Raw genomic sequence first — 15,668 nt, forward strand, 5'->3', positions numbered from 1 at the left:
ACTAATTGTCTATGCTGTAAGTAAAGTGCTCAATTGATTCTATTATGATCTTCATACACAGGTATGTGTTGTTCATCTTTTTATTCGTTTTTGGTTACCAGGCTAAAGCAGGGCTATATCCAGGCGAAACGATAATGAAGGGAGGAGGCGCCGAATCCCTCGTGTTTTTTAAAAAGGGAGATCCCAATAAGCCATTAATCGTTTTTGTACCCGGAGATTCCCATCTGGCAAGGATCTCTTATGGATATCCTCAAGGCAGAGAAAAGGATTTTCTGTCCTATTGGTTAAATAAGGAAGGTTACTCCTTCCTGGGAATTTCCTACCCACTTGAGAACCCTGTATACACTCAGGTTTATCCCGGATTCTCAATCCATGATTGGGGAGAACAGATTGCTGAAATATCACAGCAGATTATCGCGAAGCATAAACTGAGTAATAAGATTGTCATTCTTGGCTGGAGTATGGGAGGTTCAATTGAAGAAACAGCAACCCGGGCAGCTGCAAGACATGGGCTTGAGGTGCAATTATTCATCGGCTTATCTGCTGTTCCCCCCTTGCCCTATGTCATGCAATCCGGTCCATATTCAACCAGCACGATGAGAGCCAACCATTTAGCAGACCGAAGTAAATTATTTCCTGTTTTTTATCAATTAATTGAACAGCAAAATCAGCTTAATCAACACAAAATTATTGCGGAAACCGTGTATTTCAGTGAGTTTGTCGGTCATATTCCAGCTGCATTATCTGCTGAAGGGTATAGTTACCAAAATCAGCATCTGGTAAAAAATATTCCCAAAACCTTAAAAGATGGTCAGGTTTTTGACTTTGCCAATACTCCCTGGATTGCATTGATTGTTGATGATTCAATGACTACAGCCAAAATTTCTCTGATTGATCCGGCTGCATGGAATTTTTTGCGCGCAGAAATGATTTATAGCCAGTATTTAACAGGAAAATTGTCTGGCGCATCCTCTCAAAAATGGCATGAGATTTCGGAGTTTTTAAATAGCTTACCCCAGTTGCTTACTATGACAGTCAATGGAAATCATTTCTTTTTCCTGGGTGAAAAAGGAGCTAAAAACACTGCCGAGCATATCAATTCACTCCTGGGCAGGGTGGAATCTGTTAAAAAGAAATTGAATCAATTACTGCAATAAACTACCTCGCTCCTGAATATCATTGTGCTTGACTTCAAAAAATAAGCTCGATAACATCCATTGCTATTGAGCTGCCATCAGGTAAGCCAATATCGGACATATATGGAAATTGGAGTTGTAAAATGAAAGCCAACCTGCACGCAGCGGCGCTGCGTTTTTTATTCTTTGAATGAAACCGTAATCTATCACTGTGTTCAATGATTGATTTAATGGATTATTCAAATGATAAAAAAAATATTAGTGTTTGTTCTTGTTTTTAAAGCGCATTTATGTTTTTCCTTTAATGCAAACCCACAGGGCGCCGCGGTACTTAGTTATGTATTCCCACCGCCCCAAACTGTGTATGCAGGAGACCCTGTGCGTTTTCGCATGCGTGCTGATTTTTTTGAGTTTGGCAGGCATTGTGCTTATTACTGGAAAACGCCGGTAAATGCCATATTAAGCTATGTTTCGGGGGATTGTCCTTTGCTTAATAATTCTATCCCCAACCCCCGCAGTCCTTTTTCTGTCTGTTTTTTTGATGTGATTATCCCGACTACAGTTAATCAGATCATTAAGGGAGATATTTCATATAATAACTATTCTTTTAATTCAAACAGGTGTTGCGGTGGAAACCAGTTTCAAGCTCAGTCCACACCTTTTGAAATTAGGGTTATACCTCATCCATTATCGATTTCAGCTACAGCGGAGCAAACTGCGACGGCTAATGTAGGTTTCAGTTATAATTTTTTGAATGTAATTAATTATTACCATGAAAATGTACAGTCTGGGGCAAGTCCAGTAATTCACGTAGTGCCTGCGGAGCAGAATGGATTGCGCTTTGCTCCTGCATTGCACAGTGTGGTTGGCAAACCAGAGCGTCCGGGGATTTATCAATTTCAATTCAGTGCCAGCAATTTTTACAGCTATACAGCGCCGGCAGTATTAACGATCAATGTCAGGGAAAACCCTCAGGATAAACCGGTTTTTATCCCGGAAGTAATCCTCCCTTCTGCACAACCGTTACAAATGTATCAACTGAATCTATCCGCTTTACTCACTGCCAATTCCAGTTTTTTTTCCAATAACCAAATCAGATTTCGATTTGATTCTCGTTATTCCAATCCTGATTGGCTGCTGGTGGCCGAGGACGGTTTACGGCTTCAGGGGATTGTTCCTGACAATGAGGAAACTTCATGGAACTTCACTTTGATAGCCAGTTCTAATGCTGGAGGGGACTCATTGCCTAAATCCTTTGTTATTGAAAGGGCAATTGATCCTGCAAAGAAACCTGTTTTGAAACCGCTTGCTCTTAGTGCGGCAGCCGGTGATTATTTCTCGTTTAACATACAAGATGCACTGGCAAGCGCTCCCGAAAATACGGACATCAAAGTCTACCTTGATAAGGTGGAGCCTGCGGCTCCCTGGATCCATTACAGCTCAGGATCTCAGACAGGGCTTGAAGGCGAAATTCCTTTTGATGCTATGGGGGAAGTATTTCACCTGACCATCCGTGCTGCCAGCAGGGAAGGCGGCAGTTCAGATGCAATGAGCATTCCTCTGACAATATCAGCCAATCCAGTGTATCAGCCAAGACTGAAGGACTCGGCATTTGCCTTACCGCTAGCTTATGCTGGGCAAGTATATCACTTTGATTTTGTTGACGAAAAAACGATTTATCCGGACTATCATTCTATCCCTTACGAGATATTTCTTAGCAATAACTGCTACGGAATATCCAATCCTCCCTGGGTTAGAGTCATAGACAATAAGCTCGAGGCAAATATTCCGAAAGACTTGACTGAAGAGATTCTCTCTTGTGTACAAATAAAAAATAAAGCTGGAGGTTTAAGTGAGGTTATTCCGCTAATGATAAGAGTAGCTTAATGAGATTTGCTCCGCTCAATATCTCTAACCGCTAACTACCGCGACTTATCTTATAGGTATCAACACTGTCTGCTCTTAGCTTCTACATCCCTCGGCTTGTCCGAGGGATCCAGAACGACAGGTTGCACCGGGTAGGAAAGTAATGCAAGCGTTCACTGCCTGTCTGGAAAAATATCTTTAAACTGCAGGTGATTATTAACTGACATGGCGATATGACGTTTCTTATAAAAACCGCCCAATTTATAAATTATAATCGGCACTACAAAGCTGACAAAACCCATAGCGAAGGCAATTTTGTAGGTAGGATCCTGATTCAGTAATAGAAAGATTAGACAGGCAAGCATTAGCACGATGGCTACAATGCCTGTATAAGGGGAGCCGGGCGTTTTATAACCCAAATCTGCTGTGGTGTAACCTGCCTGATATAAGCGACGTCTAAAGTTAATTTGTGCCCAGCACAGTGAAATCCATGCCAGAGCGCCGGTAAATCCGGATACCAGCAATAATGCGATATACAGCATCGATTGACCAAAAAAGTAGCCGGCTGCTAATAAAAGCCAAATGGCCGCAAGCGTTACAATGCCTGCGTTTTGCGGTACGGCATTGCGGTTAAGTTTACTAAGCCGATGAGGAGCCATACCATTTCTGGCCAGGGCGTTTAATGACCGTACAATCCCATAAACACCAGAATTAGAGCAGGAAAGCGTAGCGGTTAATGTAACGAAACTGGTGGCTGCACCTGCCCAGCGTAAGCCATAGAAATTGAGTGCATCGGCAAATACCGAGTTGCTCAAGCCTGCTTTCTGCCAGGGAAAAATTAATACCAGACAGAACACTGGAATAATATAAATGAATAAAATACGAAACGTCACATTGCGGATGGCGCGTGGAATCATACGGGCAGGATTGACTGATTCACCAGCGGCCAGACCAATAATTTCAGAACCCTGATAGTTAACCAGCAAAAGCACCATAGCAGTCAGAAGAGCCATTCCCCCATTGGGAAACAATCCTCCCTCATCAAAAATAAATCTGCCGCCTATAATACCTGCAGGCTGTGGGCCATGTATGATGCCGAAAAAGATTAGCAAGGCGAGAATTACGAATCCCATTAAAGCGAGAATTTTAATGAGGGCAAGCCAGAATTCTATTTCACCAAAGGTTCCAACCTTGGCAATATTTACATAGGTAATAATAAGACCGAAACATACCGCCCAAATATAGCCGTTCACGCCAGTAAAGTGCTGCATAATAATCCCGCCGGCTATACATTCTGCAGGGATATAGGCAACCCAGCTAATCCAGTAGGACCATCCGACGCCACAGGCGACCGAAGGAGAGATAAAATCGGCGGTATAGGTGATGAATGAGCCGGAAATAGGAATGGCAACAGCCAGTTCACCCATACATAGCATAGTTAAATAGATGATTAAACCGCCTAAAATATAGGCGATGAATACTGAGGGACCTACCTGATTGACCACCGCGCCAGTACCCAGAAAATAACCAGAGCCGATAATGCCGCCGAGGGCAATCAATTGAACATGGCGATCTTTCAAACCGCGTTTGTAACCGCCATCGTTAATTGGCGCACTTTGATTTTTAATCTCATTAGTCACTGACTGTATGGTCTCTCGAATGTTAAAAAATTAACGAATTGTACAATAGTGCTGTACATTGTCTACTTTTTTTTTAAAAAAATAGCACAAGAAAGAGATTTTTATAAGAAAAATTGAGAGAAGGCAAGTGTTATTTTTCTCTTTAATTATTTAGGACTAGTTCTTTGAGGAAATAATTTCCTGAAGCATTCTTTCAACACTGGGGTTTTTAAAATGCACATGATCGGTCAGGCCTGTTGCAACAAGGGTTGGCGCCAGATTTTTCATGGTTTCCCAAGCATTTTGCCGAGCTAAAACGCTGCTGTCCCGATCTTCTATGATCTGAATATTTGCAATAAAAGCAGCAACGGTTCCTTTGCGAACGGGAACGCCTTTAATTACTGTATAATCCACACCATCAGCAAGAATATCTTCAGGTTTTACTGAGAGATCAGACATAATTGGCTCCTGAAAAAATCAAGATGATACTTAGATCTTGGGTTGAGTTCAATTGTTCAGGTTAAGTAGTTTGTATTGTTTCATAAATGAAGATAGGTGCACAAAACCGTCTTTGCGAGCGCTAGCGAAGCAATCTCATCACTTTGTTCAAGCTTCGATCTGGATTGCTTCACTCTGTTCGCAAAGACAATAGCTTTTCTATTTACGCCCCCGTATTCGCGGGGATAACAGCCGCGCACACAGAGGGTTAGAATAAGTTCGTCTACAGAACATTCTCTTGTTGTGGTGGAGGATAAAAAGCGCTGACCAGGTCGTCTATGGTATTGATTGGCTTTTTAGTCTGCAAAAACTCACTAAGTGCGCCACCTGATTCTTTTAGAAATTCCTTAAGACTTCGACCCAGGCTGCCTTGTTTGATGATTGCAAGATCATCAGGGGATAGATTATCTCCTCGTGTTATGGTCTCCAAAAAATTCTTAACGCTAGCTATTTTTTGAGGTCCACTGTATTGAGAGAAAAAAGTCCGATGGTAATAATCCGGCTTCTTTGCTCGTTCTTCTTTGTAGGTATTCAGGATACGCTTAAGGGTTTCAATCGGTTCACGTTTATTCAAAGTATTTAACAAGTCATCGAAAGACTGCAGATCCTGATTTAACTCCTGGCATATTGCGCGGCGATTATCCTCATCATTAAATACGTTGTTGAGTGTTGTATATAAGCGACCATTCTTGAGCGCTCCACGATCCTTGGAAGTGATGAAACCATCTTTATTGCGTATTGCATCAATAAAATGGTTTGCAGCGTCTAGCTTATCGTCTTCTGTATACTGACCCCATGAAATCCGATGCAGGGTTTTTCCTTTACCCTTACGGTCATCGTGGTATGTTTTGGCTGCTTTTATGAGCAAGTCCAATGCAGAAGAGGGTTTGTCTGAATCGATTGGCTGTTCTTTATGCTGAGCTTCATCTGAATCCATTAATGGATGGATAGTCACAACTTGTGCTTCAGACTCAGCTTCCCGTTCTTGCTGCGCCTCCAGTTCACGAACACGTTCAGCCTCCAGTCGGGCATTTTCTTCCGCTTGACGCCGTTCAACTGCCAGACGCGCCCGCTCGGCCTGTTGACGTCGTTCAGCTTCCTTTTCCTGACGAGCACGCTCCTGCGCCTCAGCTTCCTGACGGGCCCGCTCTTGCTCCTGCCGTTGTTCTGCTTCCCTACGAGCACGTTCTTCCATTTGACGCCGTTCGGCTGCCAGACGAGCTCGATCGGCTTGTTGACGTCGCTCAGCTTCCTGTTTAGCACGCTCTTCAGCCGCGCGTTCCTGAGCTTCGCGCTCGGCTTGTTCTTTGGCCGCACGTTCCTGAGCTTCGCGCTCGGCTTGTTCTTTGGCCGCGCGTTCCTGAGCTTCGCGCTCGGCCTGTTCTTTAGCCGCGCGTTCCTGAGCTTCGCGCTCGGCTTGTTCTTTGGCCGCACGCTCCTGAGCTTCGCGCTCGGCTTGTTCTTTGGCCGCACGCTCCTGAGCTTCGCGCTCGGCCTGTTCTTTAGCCGCGCGTTCCTGAGCTTCGCGCTCGGCCTGTTCTTTAGCCGCGCGTTCCTGAGCTTCGCGCTCGGCTTGTTCTTTGGCCGCACGCTCCTGAGCTTCGCGCTCGGCCTGTTCTTTAGCTGCGCGTTCCTGAGCTTCGCGCTCGGCCTGTTCTTTGGCCGCGCGTTCCTGAGCTTCGCGCTCGGCCTGTTCTTTAGCCGCACGTTCCTGAGCTTCGCGCTCGGCTTGTTCTTTGGCCGCGCGTTCCTGAGCTTCGCGCTCGGCCTGTTCTCTGGCCGCACGCTCCTGAGCTTTGCGCTCGGCCTGTTCTTTAGCCGCGCGTTCCTGAGCTTCGCGCTCGGCCTGTTCTTTGGCCGCGCGTTCCTGAGCTTCGCGCTCGGCCTGTTCTTTAGCCGCACGTTCCTGAGCTTCGCGCTCGGCCTGTTCTTTGGCCGCACGTTCCTGAGCTTCGCGCTCGGCCTGTTCTTTAGCCGCGCGTTCCTGAGCTTCGCGCTCGGCCTGTTCTTTAGCCGCGCGTTCCTGAGCTTCGCGCTCGGCCTGTTCTTTAGCCGCGCGTTCCTGAGCTTTGCGCTCGGCCTGTTCTTTAGCCGCGCGTTCCTGAGCTTCGCGCTCGGCCTGTTCTTTGGCCGCGCGTTCCTGAGCTTCGCGCTCGGCCTGCGGCGCTTGTGTTGCTTTTTGAATAGGTCCTGCTTCTTCGCTGATCACTTTATAAAGATCAGTTAGAAAGCTTAGAATCTGCGGTTCGTTTATTGTCTTCTGCTTATATTTATCGAGCTGCTCAAACAACGTTTCAATCCATTTTTCTTCAGCAAAATAGCCAGGAACCAATTGTTCTTTTTCAAATGTCTGGTGAATAGCTTCCAATTGCTGTAAGGCGGTTTTGGCATTAAATCCTGCTTTCTGAAAACCCTCCAGATACTCTACGAATGTCTGTGACATCTGATCAATTTTTTGTTTGATCTGCAAAAGGTCCTGAATGTTGTCTTTGTTGTGTTTGGGCAGATTATCCAGTAGATGATCCAGAAGGGCTCCATCAGTGAAGTAATAACTCGCAAGTTTTCCGTCCTGAAAATCCTTTTTTATAGCGGTTAATTCTTTGAGAGCTTCATCTGGAGCATAGGCATTGCTGGAAATGGTTTCCAGAAAACGGTTATACCGAATTTGCAACTTGTCAATAGTATTCTTAAATTCGTCCAGACCAACTATAAAACGAGAGACCTTGCTTCGGGTGGCTGAGGGGATGCTGCTCTCGGCTTTAACCATTTCACCTTCAACGGTATTTAGTAAAGTGTTGACCTGCTCATGTTCGCTTTTCAGAATCCATGCGAGCGCTGAATCAGTTTTCTTGTCAAGAAGTTGCACCAATTCCATGCGGATATCTCTGCCGGCAGTTTTAAAGCCAGTGAGCAGATCCTCACGATGCTTTTCTAATTCGGTTATCAGCTCTTTATCAATCGGAGGGGATGAGTGGTCAGGAGATGTATAGGTACAGCTTTGCAGCAGGCCAACCAACGTTCCCCATTCCTCTTTATTCTGTCTGGCTTTCTCCAAAGCTAGCCGAATAACGCTATTGGCTTCATAGAAAGAAAATAAATTGGAAATCACTTTGGTCTGACCCGTTTTGGCATATTTTTTAAACAGTGCCATCACTTCATCATTTAATGAGCTGGAGCGATCATCAACTAAGGCTTCAGGCTTCTCAGGTTTAATCTGTTGCATTAACGGCAGCAATTTATCTTCATTGTCTTCATCCAGGGCACGAAGAATCAGCTTGTTTTCAAGCAAGCTATTGGCTGAAGCTCTTCTTTCATTACGAGCGGGTGCTACATCAGCAAAGTGACGTAGATTTTTCTGACTGGTTCGCAGATTGATAATGACGTCCTCAATCTTGCGATGAGACTCTTCAAATGGAGCGTAGTTTTCATTTTTAATCAGCGAATACAGACGTCCCAGCTTTTTATCGTACAAAGTGTCGAAAACCTTTCGCCAGTGGTATTTTTTCATCGCCTCATTGATTGGCGTATCATCTTTTGTATCAACGGGAGGATGTCTTGTTACCGGCGGATCAGGTAATTTTCTCTGCTCTGATTTTACAGATTCATCTTCAGTATTGACTGGAACTTGTTTTGCAATTGGGTTTAGTGATTTCCTATGTTGCAGTGGAGGTGTTGATTTTCCTTGAAATTGCGCCTGGGCCATCATTTTTTGTTGGTCGGATGACAGTCTGTTCAGTACTGAGGGAGTGCGTTTATTAGCCCCGGAAGTGGCATCTCTTTCTTTGGCTTCAATGCTTTCTCTTTCCTGCCTTCGTTGTCTCACCAATTGTGGATTAAAAGGTCTGATTTTTTCTGTTCTATAAGGCGCATTGAATAAATCATCCAGTCGCTCAAAAAGAGATTCTTTTTCTCTTGCCTTGGGTTGATAGGTTTCGAGAAGAGAGTTTACAATGGTAAGACATCGATTGCTGCAGGCCTGATCAAATAAGCCATCGATGTTCCTGACATTCTCACCAAACGCTGAAAATTTAAAAGTATCTGGGCTATCTTTGAGGCGTTGAAAATTAATTTCAGGAAACTTTTTATTAAATTCACCTAGCAGCTCAGAATTGCCTTTTTCATAAAGCTTTTCCAGGTGTTTTATTAACTGATTTGAGTCAAAGAAGCGGCTTTGAAAATGCTTATCCTCGAATACCTTGTGGAGCAGTTGAATATCGTTTGTTTTAACCAAAGTATCTAAAACATCAGAGGCGGTAATGTCTTTAAGCAACGCGCCATTTTCCAGTAATAAAATCACCCCTTTGCTATTATGAGCGGCAAATGCTTTATAAACAGGTGTTGCGTGGGTTGAATATCCACTATTCGCAAATCTGGACAAAGCGACAACCAGCTTTTCATCATGTCGTTCAACAGCCTTATTAAGCAGTTGCAGGCGATAGGAGTCATCTTTTAGTTTGTTTTGGCGGATAATTTTGTTTAATAAAGTGAACTGGCCTTGTTCTTCCAGCTGTTTGTAAAGATCAACATTCTCAAGAAGGCTGGAGTGCTCCATAAACAGATGATTTAAACACTCATCATCACCTAATCGATTAACCTCTAGAAATAAATTATAAAAATAGTCGGGACTTGCTGTGAAGCACTGCGAAAGTGAACTTGCGAACTCAAATTCTTTATTTAAAATTGCCCAACGATAAGCATATTTTTCCGCAGGATATTTCTTATGTTTCACTAGCTTATTCAGTCGGATTAGCTCATCTCCACTGGCTGTCTGCATTGCTTTCATTTCTGGATTAAGAGCCGGGAGAAGATGGCTTTGATCAAGAAGTCTGGAGTCTCTGAATAAAACAGCGACTTCTTTTAATACATGGGGAGTATCATGAAAGCGAGCGTGATGAATTACCTGGGCTGCATGGCTAGCCAGGGTCTCCTCTTGACCTACAATTAACGTCTTTAATCGATCAAGGAGAAAGTTATACATTTTGTCTTGTCGATTTGGATAATCCGCAATCAGTTTTTCCAGAGTATCAATCTTGAGTGCTGCACCTGATTGCCGCAATTTTTCCGCAATCTCCACATTCCCTGACTCCACTGCCCAGGATAACGCTTCATTTTTTGTAAACTGTGGTATCTTTCTGGTCGGCCAATTATCGAGAATTATGTGATTATTGTTGGGGAAGCGGGCTAATACCTTAAATGGAGTATAGGGCTTGCCAGCATCAAAAAGCGAAAGGGGCAGTTTCTCACCTTTCTTAAACTTGCCATCCACTGCTTTCTTAAGAAAATGAACCCAGGGATCATTCCCCGATAAAGCGCCCACACAAGTTGCAAAAATAGCGGGTTCTTTTCTATTTAAGGCAGTAGCGAACAAGCTTTGAGGAATAGGAATATTAGCATCGGCCAGTAGTTTTAAATTGTCTGGGGTAATTTTTGATATTATTTTCTCATCAAAAATAGAGTCTTTGCTCGCCGAGCCTAGTCTACTAACTTGCTGTAGTAAAATCTTTAATGACTTGCTGCTATTATTTTCCGCGGCGACTTTTAATAAGTCCGCAATCATTTTTTCGTTGATCAGATCAGGGAAATGAAGGAATAAATTTTCCAGTATTCCTGATTTATCTTTTCCAATATTCTTTTTTAAGGCTTCAATAATCGGATCTATATCGCAGGAACTGGCATCAATTGAGTGAGCCTTTAAAAACTGGGCAAGCACCTCTATATTTTTTTTATCTTTACCTTTAACCGCGTATTCGAGAAGGCTTGTGGCTTTAACAGTGGGATTGCTGCTGTGTACAAATTTTTGCTTAAATGCGTTCGGATCATTGGATTTGGTGGTGAAATAATTATCAAGCATTTGCTTAAACAGATCGGCAGATCCATATAATGGCATGTACCTGATAACTCTTTCTGCTTCAATGACGCTTAAACGTTTAAAGATATTCAATGCCAGCTCATAGCGGGTATGACCTTCTGCGCAGGTAGCGTGTTCGGCTTTTAGTGGCATGTGTTGAACTAAGTGCTGGATAGTGTCCGTGTCATTTGCTCTGATAGCGCAGGTCATGGAATCATATCCGTATCCTTTGGGATGGTTAATACTGCGTGTCAGGGAGGAAGAAGTAGCGAAATGTGCTCTTTGAATATCAGCTTTGGAGGGATATACGGCTGCTCTTTTTTCATTGGGGTGAGCAAAGACTCTGACTGATATTCCCAAGTAATCACGATAAAGATTCGAGGGATTTACATCACCAAAACATTTCTCAATCTCTTCTATTGCCTTAGCTGCTGTGTCAAAGCTCTTGGTATTATTAATTTTTTTATTGGCATCTTCATCGTAATTAGGATCGTATACGACATAGCGATTATTTGAGAAAGAAATAGCAATCGCATGGTTATTTGACGCAACATAACAAGCACGGCCTTCATTTTTAATGGATCCCAGTATTTCTCCCCATTTGACTCGGGTATCCACTAAACCAATATTGTATTCATTATTTACCGGTTTACCATCAAATTTGAGGATCGCGTTTAAGTCTCCCTGATAGGTCCCTTTATGATAAATCTGGCTGTTAAAAGCGATTTCAACATCTTTAATAAAATTATCAAAGTCGGGATCATCACCCATGTTATAATTTTTAGGAGGATTAGCCAGCTTGCGCTCCATCTCAAAAAATTCAGTTTCTCTGCCTTCAAGACAATACTTGACATAAATACTTGCCAGTCCTCCGCAAACACCGCCAGTATTTAATTCGAGTTGAAACCCTTTTTTCTTTAATAATTCATTAACTGAATCGATGATTTTAGTTTGCGCAGGCATTTTTAACTTCTCCTGAAATTCGTAACAAATGGGAATATAAAAGGTATTGGAAGAGGGCTGCAGGATTTCGACAAAGCACAGAGAATGAAAAGCGCATTTTTAATGCCTGCAAAACAAATAGAAAATGTACTAATAAATATAGCTCTAAATTATTAAACTGCCCATTAGCAATCAGGAACAGCATGAGTGCTCATTATATTAAGGAAATATTAAGAAAAAATTAAGAAGAGCAACTTACGCAAATCTTTTTTGACCATCCGGGGGGAAAATCAGCGTAGCGGGCATTATCATGTTGCTCTTCAGAGGGGAATTTTAGAAGATTAAATAAACGGTCGACTTCTGAAAAATTGTGATGAGTATAGGCTTCATCAATTGCTTGCTGGGCCAGATAATTTCGCAGAATATATTTGGGATTTTTCTGCATCATTTTATCTTTTCGCATATTTTCAGAGGTAGATTCCCTCGACAATCTTTGTTCATACTGCTTTAACCATTCGTTCACTTTTGTGATGAAGGAAAATAATGGTTTGCTTCCTGACCTGTCGCCAAGCCAGCGAAAAAAAATAGTATAGTCAATTGCCTGCTCATGAAGGATTGAGAGCAGTTGATTGACGAGTAATCTGTCATTTTCGTCTTCTCGAAAAAGCCCCAGTTTAGCACGCATTTGAACCAGATAATTTCGCTGGAAATGAGTTTCAAAAAGTGAAAGAGAATCTTGCAATAAATGGACTGGAATTAATGGGGTTAGCGCTTGAGCCAATGCCTGCAAATTCCAGTAGGCAATAGCAGGCTGTCGATTATAAGCATAACGTCCCGATTCATCAGAACTATTACAAATATGATTAAAATCAAAGCTATCCAGAAATCCGAAAGGGCCGTAGTCAATGGTTAATCCAATAATTGACATGTTATCTGTATTCATTACCCCATGACAAAAACCAGCCGCTTGCCACAGGGCCATTAATTCTGCGGTTTTTAATACGGCCTGGCGGAATAACTCCTCATAACCGGATTGATCGTTCGGGCATTCCGGATAATGTCGTGCTAATACATAATCGGCTAACTGTTTAAGCGCATCCAGTTGGTTGGTATAGTAAAAATACTCAAAATGACCAAAGCGAATGAGTGATTCTGATACGCGAGTGAGAATGGCACCAGGTTCTTCAGTATAGCGATATACCGGCTCGTTGGTCGCAATAATACAGAGCGCGCGGCTAGTGGGAATCCCCAGAGCATGCATTGCTTCCGAACAAAGATACTCCCGAATGGTGGATTGCAATACCGCTCGGCCATCGCCCATACGTGAGTAGGGCGTTTTTCCAGATCCTTTTAGTTGCAAATCCCAGCGTCGGTGTTGCCTGTCCAGTATTTCGCCCAACAGGTGGGCTCGGCCATCACCGAGCTGAGATACATAGTAACCGAACTGGTGGCCAGAGTAGACGCTGGCGATTGACTCGCTGCCTGGAAGCATTTTATTCCCGGAAAAATAAAGAGGGATTTCCTCGACTGCAATAGTATCCAGACCCAGCTGATTCGCCAGTGAATTATTAAAATGTACCAGTTCAGGGCGTGCTACCGGTGTTGGTTGCAATCGGCTATAAAATAGGGGAGCCAGTCTGGTAAAGCTGTTGTCAAAGCGAATAGGCATTAATTTACAATCAGATTTTTATCGTGAAAATTATAGATTTAAAGGCTGAGGAAATAAAGGGGATTTTCGGAGAGAGAGGGATTCGAACCCTCGATACGTTGCCGTATACACACTTTCCAGGCGTGCGCCTTCAACCACTCGGCCACCTCTCCAAGCGCGCAAGAATAGCGGTTTCTTAATAAAAGATCAAGCCTCAGAGAAATTGTGATAATTTCTGATTGCCCATTCTCTGCCTGACAGATCAAGGCTTTTTCTTTGTCGCCTTTGACGGTTTAGATCCCTTTGTTTTCACGGTATTAGTACTTGTCGGGTTTATGGCTTTTCCCTCGACAAAGTCTGGATTTGTATAATCGGGAATATTGTTTATAGGTAGCCCGCCTGATATATTTTTAAGGTTTTCATCTGATATTTTTCTGTCTTTTGTATTGGAAATCGTTGATTTAGTTGCCATATTCTAATAACTCCAGTGGCATAAAGTATCTTTAATATAGTATTTGCACAAAAACATATCAAATGAATTGAGTCCCTTGTGGGCTAATTTGTGCATTAACCTTATTCTCAATCCATAACGTAACTCCCATGCCATCCTGAGCTCAGCGAGGGATCTTTTAAATGACGTTGGGAGTTACTCCATAACTTGTTTTTAGGTCTAAACTTATATCATTGGATGATAAAGGGAAATTTCATATGATTCGCTTATTCTCAATTCTGACTGGGCTGATGATTTATAGCTATTCATTTGCATTTACCTGTTTTGCAACCGTGGTTAAAGACAATTGCTGGACGAATTATGATGTTAATGTCGCCATTATGGACGCAACTAGTCATCAGCAGATATTGGCCGTTACCGTTCCTAAAGGACAACAATGGATTAGACAGGAATTTACCTGTCAACCTGGACAAGCATTTATGTATCAGGCTACATTTACTCCGACTATCTGGGAGGGGGAGGAGGGAAAAGTGTATAAAGCATTACGCTTTTGGTTTCTTCCTGCGGCCCCGACACCTGATCAAACCGCATGGGATGTATCGATTTGCTATTCAAAGGATTTCGCTGAAGTTCCACTTCCACCCCAGGCTACAGGGGCTTGTACCTGTAACATGAAAGCACCACCCCCTATAGCTCCCATGAAACAACAACCAGCGTCTTAAAATAAGAAAAAAAATATGGCAGGAACCAGTTTATTAACCTTGCTAGATGATATCGCCACAGCTCTCGACGATATCGCATTAATGACTAAGACCGCGACTAAAAAAACAGCCGGCGTATTGGGAGATGATCTTGCTCTGAATGCAGAGCAGGTCATTGGTCTTCATGCGCACCGGGAGCTGCCTGTGGTATGGGCTGTCGCGAAAGGGTCGATAATCAATAAATTGATATTAATCCCTTTAGCGCTTCTCATTAGCTTTGTGATGCCGCCATTGGTGCTCATTTTATTAATGCTGGGTGGATTGTATTTAAGCTTCGAGGGCTTTGAAAAAATCCTGGAAAAGTTCCATAAACATGAAAAACCAAAGCCAGTTAATGAAATACTGGAAATCGATAAAGAGCAGTTTGAGAAAGATAAAATACGAAGTGCTGTGCGTACTGACTTTGTGCTTTCCGCTGAAATTATCGTAATCACACTGGGTGCAGTGGCTCATTCCTCGCTGATCAATCAGGTGATGGTATTAAGCTTGATTTCAATGATTATGACCATTGGAGTGTATGGTTTAGTCGCTTTGATAGTAAAGCTCGATGATCTGGGCTTTCTTTTAAGAGAAAAAAGAAAGCCCATAAAGCAAATTGGTCTTTTTTTAATTGGCTCAGCCCCCATGCTAATGAAGTTTTTAGCAATTGCTGGCACCATTGCCATGTTTTTAGTAGGGGGAAGTATCATTAATCATGGAATACCGGCTCTTCATTTTTATACTCATAATTTATCGTTTCCCGTCAACTTGGGAGTTGATTTTTTAATCGGGGTTATCAGCGGGGGAATAGTTGCTGCTCTATATACTATCTTCAAAAAAATGAGGTTAAAGTAGTTATTTTTTATCCTTATCGGGTTTATCATAGCGTGTTTTAGTGACACTGCTATTAAGTAAAGTTC

Annotated in this window: 9 protein-coding genes and 1 tRNA gene; 4 read left to right on the top strand and 6 right to left on the bottom strand. The window is 42.8% G+C overall.

Annotation, left to right across the window (positions count from 1 at the left end; translation table 11 throughout):
• The first annotated feature begins 44 nt into the window (after positions 1–44).
• Both E1O89_RS01515 and E1O89_RS01520 read left to right on the top strand, forming a co-directional pair.
• The gene (locus tag E1O89_RS01515; RefSeq protein ID WP_133138616.1) at positions 45–1,157 is read left to right on the top strand and encodes an alpha/beta hydrolase family protein; all 1,113 of its coding nucleotides are present in this window, start codon (positions 45–47) and stop codon (positions 1,155–1,157) included.
• Between the two features lie 222 nt (positions 1,158–1,379).
• Positions 1,380–3,023, top strand: a complete 1,644-nt coding sequence (locus tag E1O89_RS01520) for a hypothetical protein (protein ID WP_133138617.1) — start codon at positions 1,380–1,382, stop codon at positions 3,021–3,023.
• Positions 3,024–3,175: 152 nt separating this feature from the next.
• Here E1O89_RS01520 and E1O89_RS01525 read toward each other — a convergent pair whose 3' ends face one another.
• The 6 genes from E1O89_RS01525 to E1O89_RS01550 form a co-directional block, all read right to left on the bottom strand.
• A complete protein-coding gene (locus E1O89_RS01525) occupies positions 3,176–4,642 on the bottom strand; it encodes an amino acid permease (protein WP_112219994.1) in 1,467 nt (488 codons plus the stop codon).
• A 156-nt stretch (positions 4,643–4,798) separates the two neighbouring features.
• On the bottom strand, positions 4,799–5,080 hold the full coding sequence (locus E1O89_RS01530) for a hypothetical protein (RefSeq protein ID WP_133138618.1): 282 nt from the start codon (positions 5,078–5,080) through the stop codon (positions 4,799–4,801).
• A gap of 262 nt (positions 5,081–5,342) precedes the next feature.
• Entirely contained in the window at positions 5,343–11,930 is a 6,588-nt protein-coding gene (locus tag E1O89_RS01535) for a hypothetical protein (protein ID WP_133138619.1), read from the bottom strand.
• A gap of 220 nt (positions 11,931–12,150) precedes the next feature.
• The gene (locus tag E1O89_RS01540; protein ID WP_133138620.1) at positions 12,151–13,578 is read right to left on the bottom strand and encodes a protein adenylyltransferase SelO; all 1,428 of its coding nucleotides are present in this window, start codon (positions 13,576–13,578) and stop codon (positions 12,151–12,153) included.
• Positions 13,579–13,645: 67 nt separating this feature from the next.
• Positions 13,646–13,730, bottom strand: a tRNA-Ser gene (locus E1O89_RS01545).
• Positions 13,731–13,819: 89 nt separating this feature from the next.
• Positions 13,820–14,029 carry a hypothetical protein gene (locus E1O89_RS01550; RefSeq protein ID WP_133138621.1) on the bottom strand — a complete coding sequence of 70 codons (210 nt, stop codon included), beginning with the start codon at positions 14,027–14,029 and terminating at the stop codon, positions 13,820–13,822.
• Between the two features lie 236 nt (positions 14,030–14,265).
• On the opposite strand from E1O89_RS01550, the gene E1O89_RS01555 reads away from it, so the two are divergent.
• Both E1O89_RS01555 and E1O89_RS01560 read left to right on the top strand, forming a co-directional pair.
• A complete protein-coding gene (locus E1O89_RS01555; RefSeq protein ID WP_112218652.1) occupies positions 14,266–14,730 on the top strand; it encodes a hypothetical protein in 465 nt (154 codons plus the stop codon).
• Between the two features lie 15 nt (positions 14,731–14,745).
• Positions 14,746–15,603, top strand: a complete 858-nt coding sequence (locus E1O89_RS01560; protein WP_133138622.1) for a DUF808 domain-containing protein — start codon at positions 14,746–14,748, stop codon at positions 15,601–15,603.
• Positions 15,604–15,668 lie beyond the last annotated feature (65 nt).

Source organism: Legionella genomosp. 1, assembly GCF_900640215.1.
Classification (GTDB): Bacteria; Pseudomonadota; Gammaproteobacteria; order Legionellales; family Legionellaceae; genus Legionella_C; species Legionella_C quinlivanii_A.